General features: G+C 75.1%; 22 protein-coding genes. 7 read left to right on the top strand and 15 right to left on the bottom strand.

What is annotated here, in order from left to right; all coding sequences use genetic code 11:
• Positions 1–98 precede the first annotated feature (98 nt).
• From GXP71_RS19870 to GXP71_RS19820, 11 genes are all read right to left on the bottom strand, one after another.
• Positions 99–926, bottom strand: a complete 828-nt coding sequence (locus GXP71_RS19870) for a FliH/SctL family protein (protein WP_162354091.1) — start codon at positions 924–926, stop codon at positions 99–101.
• A complete protein-coding gene (fliG, locus tag GXP71_RS19865) occupies positions 919–1,920 on the bottom strand; it encodes a flagellar motor switch protein FliG (RefSeq protein WP_202924295.1) in 1,002 nt (333 codons plus the stop codon). The genes GXP71_RS19870 and fliG overlap by 8 nt, the downstream gene beginning before the upstream one ends.
• Positions 1,920–3,530: a flagellar basal-body MS-ring/collar protein FliF gene (gene fliF / locus GXP71_RS19860; protein WP_162354090.1), complete on the bottom strand. Its 1,611-nt coding sequence runs from the start codon at positions 3,528–3,530 to the stop codon at positions 1,920–1,922. Before fliF ends, fliG begins: the two co-directional genes overlap by 1 nt.
• Entirely contained in the window at positions 3,530–3,838 is a 309-nt protein-coding gene (fliE, locus tag GXP71_RS19855) for a flagellar hook-basal body complex protein FliE (protein ID WP_162354089.1), read from the bottom strand. The genes fliF and fliE overlap by 1 nt, the downstream gene beginning before the upstream one ends.
• A complete protein-coding gene (flgC, locus tag GXP71_RS19850; RefSeq protein ID WP_124344292.1) occupies positions 3,838–4,236 on the bottom strand; it encodes a flagellar basal body rod protein FlgC in 399 nt (132 codons plus the stop codon). Before flgC ends, fliE begins: the two co-directional genes overlap by 1 nt.
• Positions 4,236–4,583, bottom strand: a complete 348-nt coding sequence (locus tag GXP71_RS19845) for a flagellar basal body protein (protein ID WP_200829819.1) — start codon at positions 4,581–4,583, stop codon at positions 4,236–4,238. The genes flgC and GXP71_RS19845 overlap by 1 nt, the downstream gene beginning before the upstream one ends.
• 135 nt (positions 4,584–4,718) lie before the next feature.
• A complete protein-coding gene (locus GXP71_RS19840; protein WP_162354088.1) occupies positions 4,719–5,075 on the bottom strand; it encodes a hypothetical protein in 357 nt (118 codons plus the stop codon).
• Position 5,076: 1 nt separating this feature from the next.
• Positions 5,077–5,520, bottom strand: coding sequence for a flagellar export chaperone FliS (gene fliS, locus GXP71_RS19835; protein WP_124344294.1), 444 nt, complete (start codon positions 5,518–5,520; stop codon positions 5,077–5,079).
• A 23-nt stretch (positions 5,521–5,543) separates the two neighbouring features.
• Positions 5,544–6,899, bottom strand: a complete 1,356-nt coding sequence (fliD, locus tag GXP71_RS19830; protein ID WP_162354087.1) for a flagellar filament capping protein FliD — start codon at positions 6,897–6,899, stop codon at positions 5,544–5,546.
• A gap of 131 nt (positions 6,900–7,030) precedes the next feature.
• Positions 7,031–8,233 (bottom strand): flagellin, encoded by a 1,203-nt coding sequence (locus GXP71_RS19825; RefSeq protein WP_124343048.1) that lies wholly within the window; start codon positions 8,231–8,233, stop codon positions 7,031–7,033.
• 140 nt (positions 8,234–8,373) lie between these two features.
• The gene (locus tag GXP71_RS19820; protein WP_162354086.1) at positions 8,374–9,264 is read right to left on the bottom strand and encodes a sigma-70 family RNA polymerase sigma factor; all 891 of its coding nucleotides are present in this window, start codon (positions 9,262–9,264) and stop codon (positions 8,374–8,376) included.
• Positions 9,265–9,648: 384 nt separating this feature from the next.
• Between GXP71_RS19820 and flgN the strand changes: the two genes are divergently transcribed.
• The 5 genes from flgN to GXP71_RS19795 all read left to right on the top strand — a co-directional run bounded on the left by flgN (position 9,649) and on the right by GXP71_RS19795 (position 14,219).
• A complete protein-coding gene (gene flgN, locus GXP71_RS19815) occupies positions 9,649–10,128 on the top strand; it encodes a flagellar export chaperone FlgN (RefSeq protein WP_162354085.1) in 480 nt (159 codons plus the stop codon).
• Positions 10,129–10,144: 16 nt separating this feature from the next.
• The gene (gene flgK / locus GXP71_RS19810; RefSeq protein ID WP_162354084.1) at positions 10,145–11,572 is read left to right on the top strand and encodes a flagellar hook-associated protein FlgK; all 1,428 of its coding nucleotides are present in this window, start codon (positions 10,145–10,147) and stop codon (positions 11,570–11,572) included.
• 4 nt (positions 11,573–11,576) lie between these two features.
• A complete protein-coding gene (gene flgL, locus GXP71_RS19805) occupies positions 11,577–12,458 on the top strand; it encodes a flagellar hook-associated protein FlgL (RefSeq protein WP_162354083.1) in 882 nt (293 codons plus the stop codon).
• Positions 12,455–12,883, top strand: coding sequence for a flagellar assembly protein FliW (locus GXP71_RS19800; protein WP_162354082.1), 429 nt, complete (start codon positions 12,455–12,457; stop codon positions 12,881–12,883). The genes flgL and GXP71_RS19800 overlap by 4 nt, the downstream gene beginning before the upstream one ends.
• Before the next feature lie 121 nt (positions 12,884–13,004).
• Positions 13,005–14,219 (top strand): EAL and HDOD domain-containing protein, encoded by a 1,215-nt coding sequence (locus GXP71_RS19795; protein ID WP_162354081.1) that lies wholly within the window; start codon positions 13,005–13,007, stop codon positions 14,217–14,219.
• A 14-nt stretch (positions 14,220–14,233) separates the two neighbouring features.
• Here GXP71_RS19795 and GXP71_RS19790 read toward each other — a convergent pair whose 3' ends face one another.
• The 4 genes from GXP71_RS19790 to GXP71_RS19775 all read right to left on the bottom strand — a co-directional run bounded on the left by GXP71_RS19790 (position 14,234) and on the right by GXP71_RS19775 (position 20,232).
• Positions 14,234–17,413 carry a sacsin N-terminal ATP-binding-like domain-containing protein gene (locus GXP71_RS19790; protein WP_162354080.1) on the bottom strand — a complete coding sequence of 1,060 codons (3,180 nt, stop codon included), beginning with the start codon at positions 17,411–17,413 and terminating at the stop codon, positions 14,234–14,236.
• Positions 17,410–18,477 carry a DUF3027 domain-containing protein gene (locus tag GXP71_RS19785; RefSeq protein WP_162354079.1) on the bottom strand — a complete coding sequence of 356 codons (1,068 nt, stop codon included), beginning with the start codon at positions 18,475–18,477 and terminating at the stop codon, positions 17,410–17,412. Before GXP71_RS19785 ends, GXP71_RS19790 begins: the two co-directional genes overlap by 4 nt.
• Before the next feature lie 2 nt (positions 18,478–18,479).
• Positions 18,480–18,860 (bottom strand): cold-shock protein, encoded by a 381-nt coding sequence (locus GXP71_RS19780; RefSeq protein WP_162354078.1) that lies wholly within the window; start codon positions 18,858–18,860, stop codon positions 18,480–18,482.
• 127 nt (positions 18,861–18,987) lie between these two features.
• Positions 18,988–20,232: a M20 family metallopeptidase gene (locus tag GXP71_RS19775; RefSeq protein ID WP_238402518.1), complete on the bottom strand. Its 1,245-nt coding sequence runs from the start codon at positions 20,230–20,232 to the stop codon at positions 18,988–18,990.
• A 131-nt stretch (positions 20,233–20,363) separates the two neighbouring features.
• Between GXP71_RS19775 and GXP71_RS19770 the strand changes: the two genes are divergently transcribed.
• Together GXP71_RS19770 and GXP71_RS19765 are read left to right on the top strand one after the other, a co-directional pair.
• Positions 20,364–23,096, top strand: a complete 2,733-nt coding sequence (locus GXP71_RS19770) for a helicase-associated domain-containing protein (protein WP_162354077.1) — start codon at positions 20,364–20,366, stop codon at positions 23,094–23,096.
• Positions 23,093–24,739, top strand: coding sequence for a DNA repair helicase XPB (locus GXP71_RS19765; RefSeq protein WP_162354076.1), 1,647 nt, complete (start codon positions 23,093–23,095; stop codon positions 24,737–24,739). Before GXP71_RS19770 ends, GXP71_RS19765 begins: the two co-directional genes overlap by 4 nt.
• The last annotated feature ends 250 nt before the right edge of the window (positions 24,740–24,989 follow it).

Here is a 24,989-nt window from a genome sequence, read left to right as displayed (position 1 = left end):
GGACCCGGGGGCACCGGGGGCGGACGCGCGGACGGGTGCGACGGGCACGACGGGAGCGCCGGGGGCGACGAGCGCCACGGGCGCGTCGAGGGTCGCGGTCACGCCTGCTCCAGGGCGGCGCGGGCGCGGGCCAGCGCGGTCGTGACGCGCGCGTCGAGGTAGCCGTCGGGCAGCTCGGCGACGGCGTCACCGGCTGCGAGCGCCGCGTCCGCGACGAGCGTCACGGTCGCGGGCAGCGTCGGGGCGGTGCCACCGGTCGCGGTCGTCACGGCGGCCACCGCCGCGAGGTCGTCGGGGTGCATCCGGACGGTCACGGGCTCCGCGGGGTCGACCTGGGCGAGCACGCGGGTCAGCGCCGCACGGGCACCCTGCGCGTGGTCGGCGAGCTCGATGCCCAGGACCGCGGTGGCGAGGTCGAGCGCCGCGGCGTGCAGACGACGGTCCACCTCGGCGACGACGGGCACGGTGCGCGCGGCGGCGGCCGACGCGGCGGCCTGGAGCGCGTCGAGCGCGTGGTCGAGCGCGGCCTGCGCGGCGACCCGACGCTGCTCGGCGACGGCACGGACCCGCACCGACTCCTCCTGGGCGACGCGCGCGGCCTCACGGGCCCCCGCGGCGTAGCCCGCGGCGAACCCCTCGGCCCGCGCGGCCTCGGACGCGGCACGGTCGATCACAGGAGCAGCGGTCGAGGCCGCCGCGAGCGGCGACGGCGTGAACACGACGGGCTCGCCCACGGGGCGCGCGGCGGTCGACGCCGTCGCACCGGTCGCGACGAACGCGGCCGGCACGGGGACGGCGGGCGTGACGACGGCACCGCCGGGCAGCGCGGCGGCGAACACGGGGGCCACCGCCGGCACGTCCGTCGTGGGGGTCGCCGTGGCGTCCGGCGTGGGACGCGGCGTGGGCACGAATCCGAGGTCAGGCAACGAGCTCGTCCTCCGCGTCGCGCCGGATGACGATCTGGCCGCTCTCCTCCAGGCGACGGATCACCTGGACGATCGCCGCACGGGCGTCCTCGACGAGCGAGAGACGCACGGGGCCGAGCAGCTCGATCTCCTCCAGCAGGTTCTCCCGCGCCCGCTCGGACAGGTTCCGCATGACGGTCTCGCGGACCCCGTCGCTGACGCCCTTGAGCGCCACGGACAGCTGGGCGGTCTCGACCTGGCGCAGCACGAGCTGCATCGCCCGGTCCTCGAGCAGCGTGATGTCCGCGAACACGAACATGCGGCTGCGGACCTCCTCCGCGAGCTCCTCGTCGCGTGCGGCCAGGCCCTCGAGGATGACCTTCTCCGTGCCGGGGTCGGCGCGGTTGATGATCTCGACGAGCGGCTGCACACCGCCGACGGCGGCGAAGTCGTTGGCCTGCAGGACGCTCGACGCCTTGCGCTGCAGCGTCTCCGCGATCACCTGGACGACGTCCGGCGACGCGCGCTCCATGAGCGCGATGCGGTGCGCGATGTCCGCCTGCAGCTCGGGGTCGAGGCCCGCGAGGATGATGCCCGCGTGGTCGGGCTTGAGGTGCGCGAGCACGAGCGCGATCGCCTGCGGGTGCTCGCTGGACAGCAGCGAGACGACCTGACGCGCGTCGGCGTGCTGCAGGAACTCGAACGGCTGACCCTGCAGGGTCGTCTGGAGCCGCTCGAGCACGTCGGCGGCCTGCTCGGCCCCGAGCGACGCGACCAGCAGGTGCTGCGCGAGGCCCATGCCGCCGCCGACGCCGGGTCCGACGACAGAAACCGCGTGGAACTCCTCGAGCACCTCGTCGGCGAGCCGCTGGTCGACCCGCTCGAGCCGCAGGATCTCGGCCGTGAGCTCCTCGATCTCGTTGACGTCGAGCTGCGCCATGACGCGCGCGGCGCGGTCGCGGCCGAGCTGCAGGAGCAGCATCGCGGCCTTCTGGGTTCCGGTGAGCGCGGCCATCAGCGTCGACCTGCCGGGGTCGCGGTGCCGAGCCAGCCGCGCAGGAGGTCCGCGACCTCCTCGGGCTGCTCGTCGGCGAGGGCCGTGATCTCGGCGCGCTTGCGGGCGACGGGGTCGGGCTCGGTCGGCAGCGGCCCGGCGGGCAGCTCCGGCAGGGCGTCCTCGGGGAGGCCCTCGAGCGCGAGGCGCGCGTCGTCGTCGAGCACCGGCTGGAGCTCGCCCAGGTCGATCGCGGTGCGGCGCGACCGGCGCGAGCGGCGGGTCATGGCGATCGCGACCGCGAGCAGGAGCGCCAGGACGACGGCTCCGATCGCGGCCTGCTGGATGAGCGAGCGCTGCTCGGCGGCCTTGGCGGCGGCGTCCGCCGCGGCGAGCGCCTCACCGGCGGCCTCGGCCTGCGTGGTGTCGAACGGGACCGCCTGGACGGCGACGGTGTCGCCGCGCTCGGCGTCGATGCCCGCGGCGGCCGCGATGGTGTCGCGCAGCTCCGCGAGGTCGATCGGCGCGGCGGCCTTCTCGTCGAGGACGACGGCGACGGACTGCCGCTCGATCGCGCCGGGACCCTGCTGGACGCGCTCGGTCGTCTTGTTGATCGCGTTGGTGCGGTCCTCGGTCGTCGACTCGTACGAGCCGGAGCCGTTCGTCCCGTCGCCGCCCGGCACCTGGATGTTGTCCGGGCCGAGCACGCCGGCGGCGCCCGAGGCGGCACCGCCCTCGTACGTCTCGGTCGTGGTCGACGACGCGAGCGGCGGGGTGTCGGGCGTGGCCGCGAACTCCTCCGTCGTCCGGTCCGTCTGGCTCTGGTCGACCTCGGCGGTCACCGTCACGGCGGACCTGCCGGGGCCGACGACGCGGTCGAGCAGCGCCTGGACGGACGCGGCGACCCGCGCCTCGTAGTCGCTGGCCTGCTGGCCGCCGACGCCACCGGTGGTGCCGGTGCCGACCGCGGACAGGACCTCGCCCGTCGAGTCGACGACGGCCACGTCGAGCGGCTTCATGCCGTCGATGCCGGCGGACACGAGGTGGACGATCGCCTGCACCTGGTCGACCGACAGCGACGTGCCGGGACGGGTGCGGACGAACACCGACGCCGTCGGGTCCGCCTTCTCCGAGACGAACACCGAGTCCTCGGGCAGCGCGAGCTTCACCGTGGCGGACTCGACGCCGTCGATCGCGCCGATCGTGCGGGCGAGCTCGCCCTCGAGCGCGCGCTGGTACGTCGTCTGCTGCTGGAACTCGCTCGACGTCATCGGCATCTCGTCGAGCAGCGAGTAGCCGCCGCCGTCCGCGTTGGTCGGCAGGCCGGCCGCGGCGAGCTTGATGCGCTGGTCGTACAGCGACTTGTCCGGGACGAGGACCGTCGAGCCGCCGTCGGCGAGCTGGTACTGCACGCCGTCCGCGGTGAGCTGGTCGACGACCGCGGACGCGTCCGCACCGGACAGGCCTGTGAACAGCGGGCTCATCGTCGGGCGCGACATCCACGTCGAGAGCGCGAACGCGCCCAGCACGAGCACGGCGACGCCGATGAGCGCGAGCGTGCGCTGCGCGAGCGAGAACTGCTTGACGGCCCCCGTGAGACGGTCCACGGCGGCCTGCACCTGGGCGGGCATCAGGCCTGCATCCTCATGATCTCGGTGAACGCCTCGACGGCCTTGTTCCGCACGGCGGCGGTGAGCTCGAGCGCGGTCGACGCCTGCGCGGACGCGATCGTGTAGTCGTGCACGTCGTCGAGGTCACCCGTGACGGCACGGACCGCGAGCTCGTTCGACGTCGACTGGAGCTGCTGGAGGTTCTCGATCGAACCGAGCACGCCCGCGAACTGCGCGCCCGCGGCCGGGTCGGCGGCGGTCGCGGCGCGCGTCGCGTCGAGCGCACCGGTGGGGAGCACCCCCGTCACGGGGGTCACGGCGAAGGTCATCACTGCCGTCCGATCTGCAGGGCCGCCTGGTAGGTCTCGCGCGCCCGGTCCACGACCGTGGCGTTCGCCTGGTAGCCGCGCTGGGCCATGATCAGCTGGGTCATCTGGCTCGACATGTCGATGTCGGGGTACCGGACGTAGCCGTCCTCGTCGGCCAGCGGGTTCGACGGCTCGTACACGAGCCGGCCCTCGGCGCTGCCCTCGACGATGCCGGCCACCTGCACGCCCTGGTTCTCCCCCGCGCTCTCCGCCGCGACGACGTACTTGGCGCGGAACGCGTCCTCCGACGTGGGGCGGACGGTGTTGAGGTTCGCGAGGTTGTCGCTCACGGCGTCGAGCCACTTGCGGTGGACCGTCAGGCCGGTGGAGGCGATCCCGATCGCTCCGAAGATGGTCATCAGCTGGTCCTCATGGCGGTGCGGACGGACGAGAACTGGCCCGAGACCGCCTGGGTCGCGAGCTGGTAGCGCAGGTTGGTGTCGATGTTGAGCAGGGTCTCGGCGTCGAGGTTGACGTTGTTGCCGTCCTCGCGCGTCGGCTCGAGCGACCGGTGCGTGGTGGCCTCGACCGCGCCGCTGCCGTGCGCGACGGCGCGCGTCAGCTCGTCCTCGAACCGGACGCGACGGGCCTGGAAGCCGGGAGTCTGGATGTTCGCGACGTTGTCCGCGATGGCGCGCTGGCGCAGCGCGAGCCCGTCGAGCGCGCTGTTGAGCGCGACGGAGCTCACGGAGTCGAACAGACCCATGACAGGTACACCTCTCCCGAGGACGGGTGGGGCGGCCGATCCGTGGCCTGTTGCGTGAGCGAGTCCTTGCTCACTCCCCCCATCGGCCGGGCGTCCGGGCCGATGAGAGGTTTCAGGACGGGCGAACGGGTGACATCACGCCTGGGCGTCGACGTACACCGGGAGGTCCGGGCGGACCGGGCGCAGCGCGTCGGCGGCGACGAGCTGGCGGCGGCTGCGCACGAGCGCCTCCGCGGTACGGCGGGCGACCTCGAGCTGGCGGTCGAGCAGCGCCTGGCCGCGCTCCCGCAGCGAGACGGGCAGGGTGCCGAGGTCCCGCGGCGGCTGCCACACGGCGGCGCGCGCGACCTCGTCGACGGGCGCGAGGTGCGCGGTCCGCAGCAGCTCCTCGGCCGCGGCGACGTCGACCTCGAGCGCGTCGAGCGCGCGGACCCACGCCGCGTGGAAGTCCGTCGCGGGCGTGCCGGTCGTGCCGGCCGCCGGGGCGAGCATGTCAGCCGACGCCGAGCAGGCCGACCGCGGTCGCGGTCTCCAGCGCGGGCGCGTCCGCCGGGGTGGGGATCTGGACCTGCGCGAGCGAGCGCGCAGCCTCGTGCCAGGCCTCCGCGAGCGGCTCGATCAGCGCGCGGCAGGACCGGGTGATCTCGACGTCGCCGCGCGCACCGGCGCGGATGAGCTCGCCGAGCAGGAAGCGGTAGATCGACATGAGCTGCGGGCCGCCGTCCCAGGCGGCCTCGTCGAGGCTGACGATGAGCTCGGCGACGATCTCCTGCGCGTGCTGCAGGTGACCGCGACCGGCGACGACCTCCCCGGCCTCGAACGACTCGGCCGCACGGTCGACGTCGACCAGCATCCGGTCGTAGAGCATCGTGAGCAGACGCGCGGGTCCGACCGTGGCGACCGCGTCGGCCACGTACCGCGAGCGGATGTCAGGCATGGGGTGCGACCTTCCGGTGGGCGTCAGGAGCTCGACGACGCGGACAGCGACGAGAGCTGGCCGGCGAGCCAGCTCGACTGCGACTGCAGGTTGGACAGCGTGACCTCGAGCGCCGAGTAGGTCTTCTGCAGGCTCTCGCGGCGCACCTCGAGGCGTCGGTCCCACGCGTCGATCTGCGTGCCGAGGGTCTTGACGAGGTCCTGCTGGCCGGTGATCTTGCGGGTCAGCGTGCCGTCGACCTTGTCGGAGGCCTCGACCGCGACGTCGGCGACGCGCTGCGCCAGGCCCGAGACGACCTTCTGGACCTTGTCGGGGTCGGCGGCCAGCGCCGCCTTGAACTTGGCGTCGTCGAACGTGAACGCGCCGTCCTTGCCGATCGTGATGCCGACCTCGGAGGGCGACGTGCCGTCGACCGGGTAGGACGCGGCGGTCTGGAGCGCCTGCTTGAGGCCGCGGACGGCGCTGTCCCCCGCGAACAGGCCACCGCTGACGACCGTGCGGCCGTCCGCCGCGGTGGTCGTCGTGGTCGACGTGCGGGACGCGACCTCCGAGAAGACGACACCGAGCGCACCGACGAGGCCCGAGGCCAGCGACGTGATCGCGGCCGTGTCGCGACTCACCGTGAGGCTGACCGGGTCGGCCTCGACCTTCGAGATCGTGATCGACGTGCCGGCGAGCACGTCGGAGAACGTGTTGGACGACGAGGTGACCTTCTGCTCGGCGCCGACGACCCCGGCCCAGAGCGTGATCTCCGCGTCCTTCGCGGTGCGCGTGTCGACGATCGGCACCTTCGGCGCGCTGGCTGCGGTGACCTGGTCCTTCGTGCCCGCGTAGACCTCGAACGCGTGCTTCGCGCCGGACTCGGCCGCGGTGAGCTGAAGCCGCGTGGTGCCGCCCACCGTGACGGCGACCGCGTTGACGCCGGCCTTCGACGCGCTGATCGCGCGGGCCGTCGCCGCGGCGTCGGCACCGACGACGACCTCGGTGAGGGTGCCGTCGGGCGCCTTGAACGTGAGCTTCTCGCCCGCCGCGGGGAGGGTGCCGTGGTCGACGAGGGAGACCTGGCTGGCCGCGAGCGCGTCGATGCGGAACGTCAGCTCGGTCGGCGTGCTGCCGGTGCTCGTCGTCGCGGTGACCGACGCGGCGGAGGCGCTCGCCTTCGTGACGTCCCACGACGAGGCGGTGGCGGCCTTCGTCGCGGCGTCCTTGAGCGACGAGACCTTGGTGTTGAGCGACTGCAGCGCCGTGACGAGGTTCGTCGTGGCGGCCTGCTTCGACTTCAGCAGCGTCTGGGGGGCCGACTCGACCTGCATCAGCTGGTTGATGAGGTCGGTCGTCTGCAGCCCGGAGACCAGGCCGTCGATGCCCATCGTCGCCATGCGCGGTCGCTCCGCTCGTCGTGGTGGTGGTGCGGGGGTGAGGCGCCGGTGGCGGGCGGCTGGTGGGCCGCCCGCCACCGGAGCGCTCTAGGTGGTGGCCGTCCCCGGTCGGGGGGTGGTCACCGGGTGGATCACCGCAGGAGGGACAGCACGCCCTGGGGGATCTGGTTGGCCTGCGCGAGCATCGCCGTGCCGGCCTGCGACAGGATCTGCGCGCGGGTGAAGGAGACCATCTCCGACGCCATGTCGGTGTCGCGGATGCGGGACTCCGACGCGGACAGGTTCTCGACCGAGACGTTGATGTTCTTGATCGTGTGCTCGAACCGGTTCTGCAGCGCACCGAGGTTGGCGCGAGCCGTCGAGACCGAGGAGATCTTCTCGTCGATCTTCGTGATGGACGCCTGCGCGGCGGTGGCCGAGGAGAAGTCCAGGCCGGCCGTCGTGTTGGCGACCGTGGCGCCGTTGTCGACACCGGTGCCCGGGTCGGTGCCCGCGGCGACGGTCCCGCCGTTGAGCGCCTTGACCTCGATGCCGGTCGCGGCACCGTTGGCGTCCTTGACGACGTTCACGGAGAAGTTCGCCGCGAAGTTCGTGTCGGCCGCGAGGGCGTCGGCGAACTTCTGCACGCTGCCCGTGGTCGCGTTCGAGATCGCGGTCGCCTGGGCGCCCGAGATCGCGACGACGACGTCGCTGGTCACGCCCGAGCCGTTGTCGACCGAGAACGTGTAGTTGCCGGCGGCGACCGCGGTGTTGTCGACGTCGAACTTCGTGCCACCGGTCGCGAGCGAGCCCGTGGTGAGGTCGGCGGCGATCGTCTTGATGTTGGCGCCCGACAGGTCGACCTGGATCTGGCTGTTGGTGTCGCCGTCGGCGCCGACCTGGAAGGTCAGCTTGCCCGAGCCGCCGCCGGCGGAGCCGTCGAGGAGCTTGGTGCCGTTGAAGTTCGTCGACGCGGCGATGCGGTCGAGCTCGTCGACCAGCTGCGTGGCCTCCGTGTCGATGTTCTTGCGCGCCTCGGCGTTGTTCGAGTCGTTACCGGCCTGCACCGCGAGGTCACGCACGCGCTGCAGGATCGAGTGGACCTCGGTCAGGGCGCCCTCAGCGGTCTGCACGACCGAGATGCCGTCCTGGGCGTTGCGGGCGGCGACCTTGAGGCCACCGACCTGCGAACGCAGACCCTCGGAGATCGCCAGACCGGCCGCGTCGTCCGCCGCACGGTTGATGCGGAAGCCCGAGGACAGCTTCTCGAGCGACTTCGAGAGGTCGTTCTGCGTGTTGGACAGGTTGCGGTACGCGTTCGTCGCCGCGATGTTCTGGTTGATCGAGAGACCCATGGTTCTCTTCCTCCTTGATTCGGGTCCGGAGCGGCCCATCCGTGGGCACACCCTGCAGATCGGCGGGTTCCGACGGTCGGTGAGGGATTGCGTCGAAGAATTTCTCGACGGTCCCCCCCGCCGGCGCCGGCCGCCGAGGATCAGGCGCCGCGCAGGCGCGCCGCGACGGGCGTGCCGTCGGGTGCGGCGACGACGTCGCGCTGGCTCGGCACGACCGACAGCCGGTCGGTGGTCGGGATCGACGTGACGAGCGCGGCGCGTGCGGCGACGGCGGCGAAGTAGGACTGGCGGCGGCGCTCGGCGACGCCGTCGGCGCGCTCGGGGGCGGGCACGAGGTCGGGGTCGAGGCCCGCGTTCATGCCGTCGCGCAGCAGGCCGAGGGCCTCGGTGCGCAGCTGGCTGATGCGGGACTGCGTGACGCCGAGCTCGGCGGCGAGGTCGGCGACGCTGCGGTCCTGGAGGAACAGGCCCTCGATCACGGTGCGCAGGCGGTCGGGCAGCGTGACGACGGCGGCGCGCAGCCAGCGGTGGCGCTCGTCGGCGAGGACGCTCTCCTCGGGCGTGGGCTCGCGGTCGACGACGAGGTCGGCGACGGCACCCTCGGTCGCGTCCATGGACAGGACCCGGCGCTCGGCGTCGCGGGTCGCGTCGTCGACGACGCGGAGGTCGACGCCCATGGCGTGGGCGAGCTCCTCGCGCGTCGGCTTGCGCTTGAGGACGCTCGTGAGCCGCTCGGTGGTGGCGGCGAGCTCGCGGACGCGCTGCCGGGCCCCGCGGGACGCCCAGTCCATCGAGCGCAGCTCGTCGACGAGTGCGCCCTTGATGCGCAGGGAGGCGTAGCGGGCGAACGGCACGCCGGTCTCCGGGTCGTACGCCTGTGCGGCGAGCACGAGGGCGAGGCTGCCGGCCGACGCGAGCTCGTCGCGCGAGACGGTCGGGGGGACGCGGTGCAGCATCTCGCTGACCGCGTACCCGACGAGGGGGAGGTGCGTCGTGACGAGCTCGTCGGTCGCCGCTGTGTTGTTGCTCACCTGCACTCGTTCGGCCCAGGTGGCAGCACCCTTGAGTCATGGGTTCGGGTTCGCCCATGACTGGACACGCGACCAGATGGAGGGGGGTCCGGTTCGTCCTGGGGGAACACCCGGAATCGATTCATGAGAGCGTTTCCGCAGGCAATCGGTGTGACGCGCATCACACCCGAATGGCCCTGCGGGAGCATTCGGACTGTTCCAGGCGCACCGGACGGGTGAGTCCGGAACCGCTTCGACGACACGCCGGTGACCCGATGGTGTGACAGCGCTCCCACCCTCGGACCACGCGATCTCCGGCGAACTCGTCACAATCGCCCGACCCGTGCCGATGGAGGGAGCAGACGCCCGACGGACCCCGGCGGGCAGGACCTGGAGGACACCCCCATGCCCCTCAACGGGCTCTCCGACGCACTGTGGCAGCAGCGGAACCTGCTCGAGCTCCTGCTCTTCAAGCTCGAGGAGGAGCAGCTGATCCTCACGAGCGGGCGCTCGCGGTGGCTCGGGCACGCGACCCGCGAGGTCGAGACGGTGCTCGACGAGATCCGCACCGCCGAGCTCGGCCGCGCGCTCGCCGCCGAGCTCGCCGCCGTCACGCTCGGCCTCCCCGGCGACGCGAGCCTCGCCGAGATCGCCTCCGCCGCACCGGCCCCCTGGGACGACCTGCTGCGCGCGCACCGCGACGCCTTCGGGACGCTCGCCGCCGAGATCGCCCAGCTGTCCGACGGCAACCGCGAGCTCCTCGCGCTGTCGCACCGCGCGACCCAGGAGACGCTCGCGACGCTGCAGGACGTCCACACGTACACGGGCGCGGGCACGACCGCGGCGGCCGCACCCGCCGCGCGCCTCGTCGACCGCACCTTCTGAGGAGACCCCCACCCGCATGAGCACCTTCTCCGGCCTCGGCACCGCGCTGAGCTCCCTGATCGCGCAGCGGCAGGCCCTCGACGTCGCGGGGCAGAACGTCGCCAACGCGAACACCGTCGGCTACACGCGCCAGCGCGCGTCGCTGTCGGCCCTCCCCTCCGCCAACGTCCCGTCGATGTTCTCCGTCAACAACGGCGCCGGCGAGGGCGTGCGCGTCACCGGCGTCGAGCGCCTCGGCGACGTGTTCCTCGACCTGCGCCTGCGCACCCAGACCGCGGGCGCGTCGTACCTGTCGGCGCGGGCCGAGGCGTACGGCGTGCTCGAGAAGAGCCTCGGCGAGCCCGGCGAGACCGGCCTCGCGAGCCAGCTCGCCACGATGTGGGGCGCCTGGTCCGACCTGTCCAACACCCCCGACAAGAACGCCGCGCGCGCCGTCGTCCTGCAGGACTCCAAGGCCGTCGCCGACCGCATCGCGAGCCTCTACACCTCCGTCCAGACGCAGTGGACGCAGGCCCGCACGACCGCCGCCGGGCTCGTCGAGCAGGTCAACACCACCGCGGCCGGCGTCGCCGACCTCAACGCCCGGATCCTCGAGATCACCAACGCGGGCGGCACCGCCAACGAGCTCATGGACCGCCGCGACCAGCTCGTCACGCAGCTCTCGTCGCTCGTCGGCGCGAGCGCCACGACCCGCGAGAACGGGCAGGTCGACGTCCTCGTCGGCGGCAACGCGCTCGTGTCCGGCAAGCGTGTGCACGAGCTCGCCGTCACCGGCGCCGCGTCGTTCGCGCAGGCCACCGCCGGTCAGGCCGTCACCGTCGTCTGGGCCGAGCGCCCCACGCAGAGCGCGGGTCTCGACGGCGGCCGTGTCGCCGGGCTGCTCTCCGTGCTCGCGCCGCCCGACGCGACGGGCACCGGCGGCATGCTCACCGAGGCCGCCGCCCGCTACGACGCGCTCGCGACCACGATCGCGGACCAGGTGAACGCGCTGCACGGCGGCGCGGTCACCGCCGACGGCCGCACCACCGGCGACTTCTGGACGTTCCAGGCCGGCCGGCCCGCCGCGCTCGGCCTCACCGTCGCGCTCACGTCCGCCGCGGACGTCGCCGTCGCCGACCCCACCAAGGGCCCCCTCGACGGCACCGTGGGCGACGCGATCGCCGCGCTCAAGACCAGCACGACCGGCCCTGACGCCCACTGGTCGTCGACCGTCGTCGACCTCGGCGTCCGCGCCTCGAGCGCGAGCTCGCGGGCCAAGGTCGCCGAGTCCGCCCGTGCGACCGCCGAGCAGCAGCAGCTCGCGGCGACCAGCGTGGACACCGACGAGGAGACCGTGAACATGCTCGCCTTCCAGCGGGCCTACGAGGGCGCCGCGCGCGTCCTCACCGCCGTCGACCAGATGCTCGACGTGCTCATCAACAAGACCGGCCTCGTCGGAAGGTGACGCGATGATCCCCCGGGTGACGCACCTGACCGTGCAGCGCCAGACGCTGTCCAACCTGCAGGGCAACCTCACGTCCATGGCGGACCTGCAGGCGAAGCTCTCGAGCGGCAAGAAGATCACCGTGCCGTCCGACGACCCGGCCGGCGCCTCCGACGTGCTGCGCCTGCGCGGCGAGCAGCGCGCGCTCACGCAGTACGCGCGCAACGCGACCGACGGCGACTCGTGGCTCACGACGGTCGACGCGGCGCTGCAGTCGTCCATGACCGCCATGCGGCGCGCCCGCGACCTCACCATCCAGGGCGGCAACGGCGGGCTCGGCCCGACGTCGCGCGAGGCCCTGGCCGCGGAGATCGAGGGCGTCCGGGACGCGCTCATGGACCAGGCCAACGCGTCGTACGCGGGACGCTCCGTCTTCGCCGGCACCTCGGACGCCGGGCGCGCGTTCCAGGCCGACTACAGCTGGACCGGCACCGCGGGCGCGTCCGTCGACCGCCGCGTCGGCGACGCCACCACGGTCCGCGTCGACGCCGACGGGTCCGCGGTCTTCGGCGAGGGCACGACGTCCGTGTTCGCGCTCCTCGACCAGGTCGCCGCGACGCTGCGCAGCGGCGGCGACTCCACGACCCACCTCAACGCCATCGACGACCGCATGGACGCCATGCTCACCGAGCTGTCGTCCGTCGGCGCCCGGCAGAACCAGGTCGGCTCCGCGCAGACCTCGATCGTGAGCAACCAGCTCACCACCAAGACGCAGCTGTCCGGGATCGAGGACATCGACCTCGCGCAGACGATCCTCGACATCCAGATGCAGGAGGTGGCCTACAAGGGGGCGCTCGGCGCCGCCGGCAAGGTCCTCCAGCCGAGCCTCATGGACTTCCTCCGATGAACATCGCCCCCGCCACCGTCCGGGTCGCCGTCGGCGGCCACGTCCTCGACGTGCCTGGCGAGCTGCGGCTCGTCACAGCCCTGCCGGGCCTGCCCGGACGCACCTCCTACGTGCTCGACGCGCTCGACGACACCGGCGTGCTGTTCGCGCTGCGGTCCGTCGACGACGACGAGCGCGAGGTCCGCCTCTTCGTCGTCAGCCCGACGCTGTACTTCCCGGACTACCACCCGCGGATCCGCCCGGGCGTCCTCGGCGACGACACCGACCCCGCCGACGTCGTCGTGCTCGTGGTCGTGCACCCCGGCGCGGCCGGCGAGCCGCCCACCGCCAACCTCCTCGCACCCGTGCTCGTCGACCGGGTCCGCGGCCTCGCCGTGCAGTCCGTGCTCGACGAGGACTGGCCGCTGCGCGCGCCGGTCGGCTGACGCCGGGGCGCGCCGAGCACGCCCGGACGGGCGTGCTCGCACCCGTCTCCTCACTTCCGCGCGGCTCCTGCCGATAGGTGGACCAGCAGCACTTCGCACCTCGGAGGAGAGGGACGACCGCATGTACCAGCTGGACCAGCCGCCCGCCCACGTCGGATCGGCCGTCGTCCACCGCCAGCCGATCGTGCACCCCGACAGGTCGGTGTTCGGGTACGCGGTCCGTGCGTCCGTCATGGCCCCGGACGGCTCCGTCGAGCCCGAGCACCGGGTCGAGCACCTCGTCGAGGCGCAGTACCGGATCCTCGACCCGGACCTCCTGTCCGGCGACAAGCTGCTGATCCTGCGCGCCACGACCCGCGTGATGATGGGCGGCCACGACCTGCCGCCCGCCGGCGGCGGGGTCGTCGTCGAGATCCCCGGGCACATGACGTCCGGCGAGGACGCGGCCGAGCAGGTCATCGCGCTCAAGCACATGGGCTACGGGCTCGCGCTCGGCGACTACGCGGGCCTGCCCGCGCACGACGAGTTCCTCTCGATCGTCGACTACGTGAAGATCGACGTCGCCGCGCAGCTCGACCGCCTGGACCAGCTCGTCGCGCACGTGCACAAGTGCGGTGCGCACGTCATCGCCGAGCGCGCCGACTCCCGCGACCGCATCCACGCGGCGCTGTCCGCCGGCGCGGACCTGCTGCAGGGCCCCATGTTCGAGCGGCACCGCTCCGACGCCGGCCGCCAGCTGTCCGCGGGCGAGGTGCAGTGCTTCGAGCTCGTCCGGCTGCTGTCCGCCGAGTACCCCGACCAGGACGCCGTCGTGCACGTCGTCGAGTCGGACCCCGAGCTCACGATGCGCGTCCTGCACCTCGTGAACTCCTCGGCGAGCGGCGTGCGGCGGCGGATCGACTCCGTGCGTCAGGCCGTCGTGCTGGTCGGCCCGCGCCAGCTCAACGCGCTGGCCATGGCGTCGCTCGTCGACGCGCGCACCGCCGCGGTCGGCCCCCTGTGGTCGGTCCTCACGCGCGCGCTCACCTGCTCGCGGCTCGCCGGGACCGACGCCGGGTACGTCGTCGGGATGCTGTCCGCGGTCGCGTCGCACCTCAAGCTGTCGATCGACTCGATCATCGAGCGGTCCGGCGTCTCCGAGGCCATCGCCGACGCGCTGCGCGACCAGACCGGCCCGCTCGGTCCCGTGCTCGCCGCGGTGCTCGCGCACGAGGAGAACGACACGGCCGCCGTCGTCGCCGCCGGGTACGAGCCCATCGAGGTCGCGCACGTGCACCTCGCGGCGATCCCCGAGGCCCTCGCGACCGCGACCGCCCTGGCGACCGCCGCGGCCTGACCCGCGGGCGGAGATCAGCCCTCGGGGCCCCAGGCGGCGTCGAGCGCGACCTCAGCCGCGCGCGTCGGGTCGACGAGCACCGTCTCGACCGCGAACCTCGCCGCCCACCGCCCGGCCGCCTGCGCGAGCCCTGCGGCGAGCCCGGACACGTGCACGGCGTGCACCACGGCGTCCCGGCCCGCGCCCTCGACCCACCAGTCGACCGGCGCGCCGTCGACCGTGAGGTCGTCGTGCTCGACCCACGTGGCCGGCGCGTCGGGCAGCAGCGCCCGCGCCTCGGCCGGCACGTCGACGACCTCGCCCCCAGGACCGACCTCGCCCGGCGCGAGCTCGTCGACCAGCGGCAGGTCCAGCAGCTCGGCGGTGCGTGCCGACCCGGGCACGACCGCCGCCACGTCGGTGCGCTGCCACCACATCGGCCGGTCCGCGACCGCCGCGTCGTCGGCCCGCACGACCGCCACGCGCCCCACGCCGACCAGCGCCGGCACCCGCTGCGGCGGCACGTCCGGCCGGGCGGCACGCCACACGGCCGCGGCGACGCGCGGGTCGACCGCGGACCCGACGGTCCCCGCGTCGAGCAGCGCCGTCCACGCCGGCTCGTCCACCTCCGCGAGCGTGGCCACACCCCCGAGCGCGCGCTGCACGCCCACGTCGCACGCCGCGAGCAGGTCGGGCGCGGGCGGCAGGAGCGCGGCGACGACCGCGTCCGCGCCGGCCTCCCCACCCGGGCCGCTCGCGGCGAACGGACCCGCCGGTGCGAGGTCCGCGTGCGTCCGCAGCCACCACGCCGTGTACGACGGGGCCGTCGCGCCGTCCTCCCCGCGCACCCGCTCGACGAGCGCGCGACGCAGCGCCGGCTCCCCGCCGACCCGCGCGAGCACCGCCCGCCACGCGCCGTCCGCGACCGCGTCCAGGTCCGCGACCGCCACTGCCTCGCCCACGTAGGCGCCCGGGCCCAGGCGGTCCGCGAGGTGGTCCAGGTACTCCTCCCAGCCGTCCAGCGACTGCGCGGCGAGCACCCACGGGTCGGACGTGTCGTCGCCGAGCGACGCGGCGTCCGCGACGACGTGGTCCACGCGCACGACGACGAGGTCCGCCCGGACCCCCGCGGCCTCGAGCACGTCCGCACCCCACCGGTCGACGTCCCCGACCGACACGGGCGCGAGCACGCGGTCGTCGAGCAGCGCCGCCGCAGGACCGCCGGGCAGCACGAGCCCGTCGGCCGGGGTCGGCTCACCGTCGGCCGCCGTGAGCGTGAGCAGCCCGAGCCACGGGCGTGCCTCCGGCGGCGGGCCGCCCGGCAGCGTCGCCGCGACGACCGTCAGCACCGCGTCGGTCACCTCCACGGCCGCGTCGAGGTCGTCGTCGTCCGCAGCCGCCAGCACCGCCGCCCTGACCGCCGGCTGCGTCAGCAGCGCCTCCGCGTCCGCGTCGAACGCCCCGAGCCGCTGCAGCAACGGGTGCTCCGCCGCCGGGTGGACGATCCGCAGCCCCCACCGGCCCAGCACGTCGAGCGCGTCCGCGCCGAGCCGGTCCGCGAGGTCGCCGTCCAGCATGAGCGTGCCGCGCGCGCCCCGCACGACCCGGCCGTCCGCGAGCGGGACCGGCAGCGCGCCGAGCGACTCCCGCGCGCGCGAGTCGTCCGCGAGCCCCTCGAGCGCCGCGTACAGGTCCGGCCACGACGCGTCCGCCACCGCCGGCAGGTCCTCGACGACGTCCGCGAGCGACCGGACCTCGACGCCCAGCGTCCGCGCCTGCGCCTCGCGACCCGGCGGCAGCTCGACGAGGCCCGCCACGCGCGCGCCCAGTGCCGCGACCGCGTCCCCCCGACCGGCCTCCCCCTGCACCGCGACCGCGTCGCGCGGCGCGACGAGACCGCCGCCGTCGTCCGGGCCGTCCACCACGGCCGACGTGCGCCGCCCCGCGTCGAGGTCGGCGCGATCCGGGCGCCGCCCCGCGTCGCGGTCGGCGTCGGGGTGATCCGCGCGCCCTCCGTCCGCGTCCGGGCGGCCGGTGGTGCCCGCACGCCGCAGCAGGGGCGTGCGCGCCAGCCGCTCGACGACGCGCGCCCGCAGGGCACCGTCGAGCGCGCCGTCCGCGAGGCCCGTCGGGACCAGCGCGAGTGCGTCCCCGCCGTCCGCCGCGACCCGCTGCGCGAGCGTCGCGTACACCTGCGCCGCGCGGTCCAGCAGGGCTTCCGTGAGCGGCCCGGGCGCGACACGCCGACGCGTCGGGTCGAGCGGCAGCGTCGCGACGAGCAGCGCGGGCAGCGTCGACGGCTCGTCGGTCGGCGTCGGCGCGTGCACCACGCGCGCCCCCGCGTGCACGCCCGACCGCGGCAGCGCCCACGTGACGCGCCAGTCCCGCGCGGCCCGCTCCTCGACCGGGCGGTCCGCGAGCAGCGCGAGCGGCAGCTCACCCTCCGCCGACGCCACGAGCCACCGGCGGCCCACGTCCGCCACGCGCCGGGGCGGCTCGTCGGACGTCAGGTCCTCGACGACCACCTCGACCAGTGCCGGCAGCGCGAGCAGCAGCGCGTCGTCGACCGCGCGCAGCAGGCCCCGCACCTCGTCGGCCGCGACCTCGTCGCGCAGCTCGAGCACGACCGCGGTGTCGTAGCCCGCGGGAGGCGGGCCGTCCGCCGGGAACGGCAGCCGCAGCGCGGGCAACGAGCCGTCCCGGCGACGCACCTCGTCCGCGAGCGCGGGCACCTCCGCGGCCGCGTCCGCGAGCAGCCCCGCCGTGTCCCGCAGGCTGAACCGCACACCGCCCGACGTCGACACGACCGAGACCTCGTCGGACACCGCGCGCACCGCGGCGAAGCCCACCCCGAACCGTCCGACGACCCGACGCTCGGGCGCGGTGCCCCCGTCCGGTCGCTTCGACGACGCGCGCATCGACGCGAGGGACGCGACCCCCGCCTCGTCGAGCGGCGCACCCGTGTTCGCGGCGACCAGCACGAGCGTGCCGTCGTCGGCGCGCGCCAGGCGCAGCAGCAGCCGCCCGTCGACGCCCGCGCGCGTGGCCGCGTCGGCCGCGTTCTGCGCGAGCTCGACCACCACGCGGTCGCGGTAGTAGCCGCGCGCGTGGTCCTCCTCGGTGTTCGCGTCCTCCCGCAGGCGTGCCGGGGACGCGCGCCACGCCCCCAGCACGGCGGCGCGCAGGGCCGCGGTGCCGAGGGCGTCGGGCGTCACTGCTCCGGGTCGGTCCTGGTCTCGGCCGCCGGCGTGCCGGCGGGGGCGTCGTCCCGGGCGACGGGCTCCTCGAGGAGGGCCTCCTCCACGAGCTCCGCCGCCACCGCGGGCTCCACGACGACCTCGTCCGCAGCAGCCTCGCCGCCGACGCCCTCGTCCGCGCCCGCCTCGTCGGCGACGGCGCCGTCGGCGTGGGCCTCGTCGGCGGCGGCCGGCACGACGACGACGGTCTCGTCCGCTCCTGCCTCCACGACCACGGCCTCGCCCGCCGCGGCCTCGACCACCACGACCTCGTCCGCGGCAGGGACCGGCGCGGCGTGGGCCACGACCTCGACGCGCATCTCGTCGATCAGCGGGTCGGGCGCGGGCCAGTCGCTCGGCGGCGCCTCGGCCTCGGTCTCGGAGTGCGCACCGCACCCGTGGTCGAGGCTCACGACCTTGCCGTCGTCGGGCGACCACTCGTTGGCGCAGACGCCGAACACGGTGCCGAGCGACCCCTGCAGCGTCACGAGGAACCCGCAGGACGCGCAGGCCGCGGACGCTGCGAGCGACCCCGCGGTCGTCGGGCCGTGCGAGCCGCGGTACCAGCGCTCGGCGGCCTCGTCGCGACCCTGCGGGGACAGCACGCGGGCGCGGGCGAGGGCGAGCTCGTCGATCGCGACGGAGTCGAGCTCGTCGTCACCGGTGGGCGTCCAGCCGGGCTCGAGGCGCGGGTCGTCGGCGCGGAACGGCAGGACGTCGCCGGGGCCGATGTCGCCGGGGCGCAGCCGCTCGGACCACGGCACCCAGGTGGCGGCGAGGATCGCGTCGTCGCCGGGCAGCAGCTCGGCCTCGCAGACCGTGGGCGTGCGGCCGCGCGGCACGCGCGCGACGGTGACGGTCCACTCCCACCCGCGGTAGCCCCGGGCCAGGCACGCGAAGCGGTGCGACACGAGCCGCTCGCCCTCGACGACGTGGCCGAGGTGCTCGCCGACGTCCGCCGGGTTCTCGGCGATACCGATCGCGACCTCGCGGGCCAGGTCGACGGCGTTGCCGAGGACGGCGTCCTTCGTGGCGACCGCCATGCTCAGGCCTCGAGGTCGTCGGCGACGCGGCGCAGCAGCGTGGCGTACTGCGTGGCGCGTGCCTTCTCGGGGTAGCGGCCGCGGCGCAGGTCGTTGCCGACGCGGTCGAGCACCTTGATGAGGTCCTCGATGATGACGGCCATGTCGTCGGCCGGCTTGCGCGCGGCCTTCGCGACGGACGGCAGCGGGTCGAGGATCTTCACGGACAGCGCCTGCGGCCCGCGACGACCGTCGGCGACGCCGAAGTCGACCTTGGTGCCGGGCTTGGGCGCGACGCCCGCGGGGAGCGCGGACGCGTGCAGGAACACCTCGCCGCCGTCGTCGTCGGCGATGAACCCGAACCCGCGCTCGGTGTCGAACCACTTGACCTTGCCGGTGGGCACGGCAACCCCTGTCCTTCTGCGTGACGACGTCCCCTCGACGTCCTGACCCTCCAGGTTACCGGCCCGTGCCGCCGCGGTGCGCGTACCTCTCCGCTCGACCACCCGCCCGCCCGCTCGGCGGGCGCGGTCAGCCCTGCGCGAGCCGGTCGAGCGCGAGCGCGGCGAGCACGGCGGGGCCGGTGACGAGCGCGTCGTCGGCGAACCGCGCGTGCGCGGAGTGGTTGTACGCGGCCGTGCGGGGGTCCTCGCCGACGGGCGTCGCCCCGACCGCGACGAACACGCCGGGCACCTGCTCGAGCACGTAGGAGAAGTCCTCGGCGCCCGGCAGGGGCTGTGCCGCGTCCTGCCACGCGCCGGGACCCAGCAGCGCCGGGACGACGCGCGCCGCCCGCGCGACCTCGTCGGGGGTGTTCACGGTGACCGGGTAGCCGCGCTGGTAGTCGACCGTGACGGTCAGCCCGTGCGCCGCGGCGACGCCCTCGCACACGCGCGTCAGGCGCTCCGGGACGACCGCGTGCGCGGCCTCCGAGAACGTGCGGACGGTGGCCTCGAGCCGGGCCGTCGGGGCGATGACGTTGTCCGTCGTGCCGCCGAGGATGTGGCCCACCGTGACGACGACCGGGTCGAACACGTCGAACTGGCGCGTGACCATCGCCTGCAGCGCGAGGACGATCTCGGCCGCGACCGGGACGGGGTCGGCCGCGAGGTGCGGCATCGACCCGTGCCCGCCGCGTCCGTGGACGGTGACGTGCACCGTGTCGGCGGCGGCCAGGATCGTGCCGGGCCGCGACATGACGACGCCCGTCGGCAGCAGCGACGACATGACGTGCAGCGCGTACGCGGCGACGACCCGGTCCCCGGCCGCGTCGAGCACGCCCTCCTCGATCATGAGCCGCGCGCCGTGGTCGCCCTCCTCGCCCGGCTGGAACATCAGCACGACCGAGCCGGCGACCTGGTCGCGGCGGGCCGCGAGCAGCCGGGCCGCGCCGACCAGGCCCGCGGTGTGCAGGTCGTGCCCGCACGCGTGCATGACGCCCGGGTTCTCGGACGCGAACGGCTCACCCGACTCCTCCGTGACGGGCAGGGCGTCCATGTCGCCGCGCAGCAGCACCGCAGGGCCGGGGCGCGCGCCGCGCAGCACCGCGACCACCGACGACAGGCCGCTGCCCGTCGTGACCTCCAGCCCGAGACCGTCGAGCGCGTCGAGCACCAGGCGTTGCGTCGCCGGCAGCGACAGGCCGATCTCGGGCGAGCGGTGCAGCGCGTGCCGGAGCGCGACGACGCCGTCGTGCTGCGTGCGGGCGTCGGCGAGCAGCGCCGCGAGCGCGTCGGCGCCGACGTGGCCGGCGCTGGGGTCGAGGGATCCGGTCACGGCTGACCTCCGGACGAGGGCGGGTGGACGTCTCGCACGCTAGTCCGGAGCCGGCCGTGACGCTCCGCCGTGCGGTGGAGCGTCGCCCCGGCCACCACCGGCCGCCAGGGCGGGAACGTATCGTGGGACGGATGGCCACGTTCACCGGGTACCTGCGCGCGTGCGGGGACGACGACCTCGTCACGCTGCTGCGCCTGCGCCCGGACCTCGCGTCGCCGTCCCCCTCGACGCTGTCGTCCCTGGCCGCCCGTGCGACCAGCCGCGCGAGCCTCGAACGGGCGCTCGCCGCCGTCGACGCGGGGGTCCTGCAGGTCGTCGAGGCCGTCGTCGCGCTCGGCGCCGAGCGTCCCGTGACGGCCGCCGCGGTGCGCGCCGCGGTCGCGGGCGACGACGCCGCGGGCGGGCGGCTCGTCGACGCCGCGATCGTCGACGCGCAGGCACGCGCGCTGATCCACCCCGACCTCGCGGAGCCGGGCTCGCGTCCCCGCGGCCGGTCGTCGACGCGCGCCGACGTGCCCCTGCACGCGGCACCCGGGCTCGCGGAGCTCCTCGGCCCGTACCCCGCGGGCCTCGCACCGGTCGAGCACCACCGCGGCGAGCAGCCCGCGGAGGGCCGCGGCACCGGCCCCGACGACCCGGCCGAGGTGCGCGCGCTGCTCCAGGAGGCGCCCGCGGGCGCCCGGCAGGTCGTCGACGCGCTCCTGTGGGGTCCTCCGGTGGGTCTCGCCCCGACCAACGCGACCGCGACCGCGGGCGCCGTGCAGTGGCTGCTGCGGCGCGGGCTCCTCGTGCACGGCGACAGCCGTCACGTCGTCCTGCCGCGGCGCGTCGCGCTCGCTCTGCGCGGCGGCCGGACGCACCGCGCGCCCGCGCTCGCGCCGACCGTGCCGACGGACGCCCCGCACCGCGCCGACGCGCTGGTCACGGCCGAGTCCGCCGCGGCGGGCGAGCACGTCGTCCGGCTCGTCGCGCGCCTCGCGCACCTGTGGGAGCAGGCCCCCGCACCCGTCCTGCGGTCCGGTGGGCTGGGCGTGCGCGAGCTCCGGCGCGTCGCCACGACGCTCGAGGTCGACGAGGCCGAGGCGGCGTTCGTCGTCGAGCTCGCGGGCGCCGCGGGGCTCGTCGCGGACGACGGCGAGGAGTCGCCGACGTTCCTGCCCACGCTCGACCTCGACGACTGGGCCGCGCTCGACGTGCCCGCCCGGTGGGCCGTGCTCGCGCGCACGTGGCTGTCCACGCCGCGGACCCCGTGGCTCGTGGGCAGCCGGGACGAGCGCGGCGCCGTGCGCGCGGCCCTCGACCCCGAGCTGCACCGGACGTGGGCACCGCGGCTGCGACGCTCGGTGCTCGGCGTCCTGGCCGACGCGGACGGCGTGGCGCTCACCGCGCACCAGGTGCTCGACGTGCTGCGCTGGCGCGCACCCCGCTCGGTGCCCCCCGAGCAGGCCGTGACCGCGGTGCTCGTCGAGGCCGGAAGGCTCGGCGTGCTCGGTGCGGGCGCGCTGTCGCCGGCGGGGCGTGCGCTGCTCGGCTCCGCGCCCGACGACCCGGCCCCCGCCGACGCGTTCGCCGCCGCGCTGCCGCCCGCCGTCGACGAGGTGCTGCTCCAGGGCGACCTGACGGGCATCGTCCCGGGCCGCCCGAGCGCCGCGCTGCAGGCGCTGCTCGACGCGACGTCGCACGCCGAGTCCCGCGGCGGGGCGCTCACCGTGCGGTTCACGCCGACGACCGTGCGCGCGGCGCTCGACGCGGGCGCGACGGCGGACCAGGTGCTCGCGGACCTCGCGGCGCACGCGCGGGGCGTCGTCCCGCAGCCCCTGGAGTACCTGGTGCGCGACGCCGCCCGGCGGCACGGTCGGCTGCGCGCCGGGACCGCGTCGAGCTACGTGCGCGCCGACGACCCGACGCTCCTGGCCGGGCTGGTGGACGACCCGCGGCTCGCCGACCTCGGCCTGGTCGCGCTCGCGCCGACCGTCCTGGCCGCGCAGGCGAGCACGCGTGAGCTCGTCGAGACGCTCCGTGAGCGCGGGCTCGCACCCGTGACCGAGGGACCCGACGGCGAGGTGCTGCATCTCGCGCCCCTCGTGCGGCGCGTGGGGCGTCGTGGTGCGGCCGCGGCCCGCCGCCGCGCGAGCGCCGCCGTCGCGCCGACCGGGCCGACCGCGTTCCGCGAGCCGCTGCCCGACGAGCGGCTCGCCGCGCTCGTCCCCGAGCTCCGCCGGGCCGACGCCGAGCTCGTCAGCGACCGCGTCACGCGGGCGGCGCGTGACGCCGTGCACCCGGGGTACGACGCGACCCGGGCCGGTGCGTCTTCCTCCGACCGCGCGGGCGGCGACAGCGGTCCGGCACCTGGCGCGACCGCAGGCGTCGGCGCCGTGGGGACGAGCGTCGACGAGGCGGGGGCGTCCTACGCCGGTCGCGCGGCCGCCGTCCGCGCACGCGGCACGGTGCGTGCCGAGGTCGGGGACGCGCGCGGCGCGGGCCGCAGCGGCGCTGGCGCCTTCCCGGGCGCGGGTGACGCCGTCGCGAGCGAGGGTGCGGGCGGCACCCGCGGGTCGGGCCGAGCCGCCCTCGGGGGCGAGGGAACAGCCGACCCTGCCGCGGCGTTGGTGCTGCTGCGCGAGGCGGCCGCGGAGCGCTCGACCGTCTGGGTCGAGCTCGTCGGGCCGCAGGGCGTGCCCGAGCGGCGGCTGCTGCGACCGGTGCACGTCGAGGGTGGACGGCTGCGGGCCGTCGACCCGGCGCGCGAGGCGGAGCTGACCGTCGCGGTGCACCGCATCGCGTCCGTGCAGCGCGCCGACGACGACCCGACCGGCACCCGGGGCGACACCACTGCCGCCGACGAGGCGAAGGAGACCACGTGACGAACGGCCCGCTGATCGTGCAGAGCGACAAGACGCTGCTGCTCGAGGTCGACCACGACCAGGCCGACGCCTGCCGGCGGGCCATCGCCCCCTTCGCCGAGCTGGAGCGAGCACCGGAGCACGTGCACACGTACCGGCTGACGCCGCTGGGCCTGTGGAACGCGCGCGCCGCGGGGCACGACGCCGAGCAGGTCGTCGACGTGCTCCTGGAGTACTCGCGCTACCCGGTGCCGCACGCGCTGCTCGTGGACGTCGCCGAGACCATGTCGCGGTACGGGCGGCTGCAGCTCGTCCAGCACCCCGTGCACGGCCTCGTGCTGCACGCGCTCGACGCCGCCGTCCTCGCCGAGGTCATGCGGTCGAAGCGCACCGCCGGGCTGCTCGGCGCGCGCCTCGACGACACCGACGTCGTGGTGCACCCGTCGGAGCGCGGGCACCTCAAGCAGGTGCTGCTCAAGCTCGGCTGGCCCGCCGAGGACCTCGCGGGCTACGTCGACGGCGAGGCGCACCAGATCGACCTCGCGCAGGACGGCTGGCACCTGCGGCCCTACCAGGAGCACGCGGTCGAGTCGTTCTGGCACGGCGGGTCCGGCGTCGTCGTCCTCCCCTGCGGCGCGGGCAAGACGCTCGTCGGCGCGGGGGCGATGGCGAAGTCGTCGACGACGACGCTCATCCTCGTGACCAACACCGTGTCGGCGCGGCAGTGGCGCGACGAGCTCGTGAAGCGCACGACGCTCACCGAGGACGAGATCGGCGAGTACTCGGGCGCCCGCAAGGAGATCCGCCCGGTCACCATCGCGACCTACCAGGTGCTGACCACCAAGCGGAAGGGCGTCTACACGCACCTCGAGCTGCTCGACGCGCGCGACTGGGGCCTGGTGGTCTACGACGAGGTGCACCTGCTGCCCGCGCCGATCTTCCGCATGACGGCCGACCTGCAGGCCCGCCGCCGCCTCGGGCTCACCGCGACGCTCGTCCGCGAGGACGGCCGCGAGGACGAGGTGTTCAGCCTCATCGGCCCCAAGCGGTTCGACGCGCCCTGGAAGGACATCGAGGCGCAGGGCTACATCGCGCCCGCCGACTGCATCGAGGTCCGCCTCACGCTGCCCGACCACGAGCGCATGCTCTACGCGACCGCCGAGCCCGAGGACAAGTACCGCCTCGCCGCGACCGCCGCCGGGAAGAACCGCGTCGTCGAGCGGCTCGTCGCGCAGCACGACGGCGACCAGGTGCTCGTCATCGGCCAGTACCTCGACCAGCTCCACGAGCTCGCCGAGCACATCGACGCCGACCTCATCACGGGCGAGACGCCCGTGCGCGAGCGGCAGCGGCTGTTCGACGCGTTCCGCGCCGGCGAGATCCACAAGCTCGTCGTGAGCAAGGTCGCGAACTTCTCGATCGACCTGCCCGAGGCGTCCGTCGCGATCCAGGTGTCCGGGTCGTTCGGCTCCCGCCAGGAGGAGGCGCAGCGCCTCGGCCGGATCATGCGCCCCAAGTCCGACGGCAAGACCGCGCACTTCTACACGGTCGTCGCGCGCGACACCGTCGACCAGGAGTTCGCGGCCCACCGCCAGCGCTTCCTGGCGGAGCAGGGCTACGCCTACTCCATCGTCGACGCGGAGGATCTGGACGTAGCGCAGTAGATCGTGAGGTCGGCCGGAGGCCGCACTCGCGATCTACGGAGCGGAGTCCAGATCCGACCACAAGCACGGAGGATCTGGACGTAGCGCAGTAGATCGTGAGGTCGGCCGGAGGCCGCACTCGCGATCTACGGAGCGGAGTCCAGATCCGACCACAAGCGCGGAGGATCTGGACGTCGCGCAGTAGGTGGTGAGGTCGGCCGGAGGCCGCACTCGCGATCTACGGAGCGGAGTCCGGATCCGACCACAAGCA

Source organism: Cellulomonas sp. H30R-01 (genome assembly GCF_010119915.1).
GTDB lineage: Bacteria > Actinomycetota > Actinomycetes > Actinomycetales > Cellulomonadaceae > Cellulomonas > Cellulomonas algicola.
This window is presented reverse-complemented; position numbering and strand designations above follow the sequence as displayed.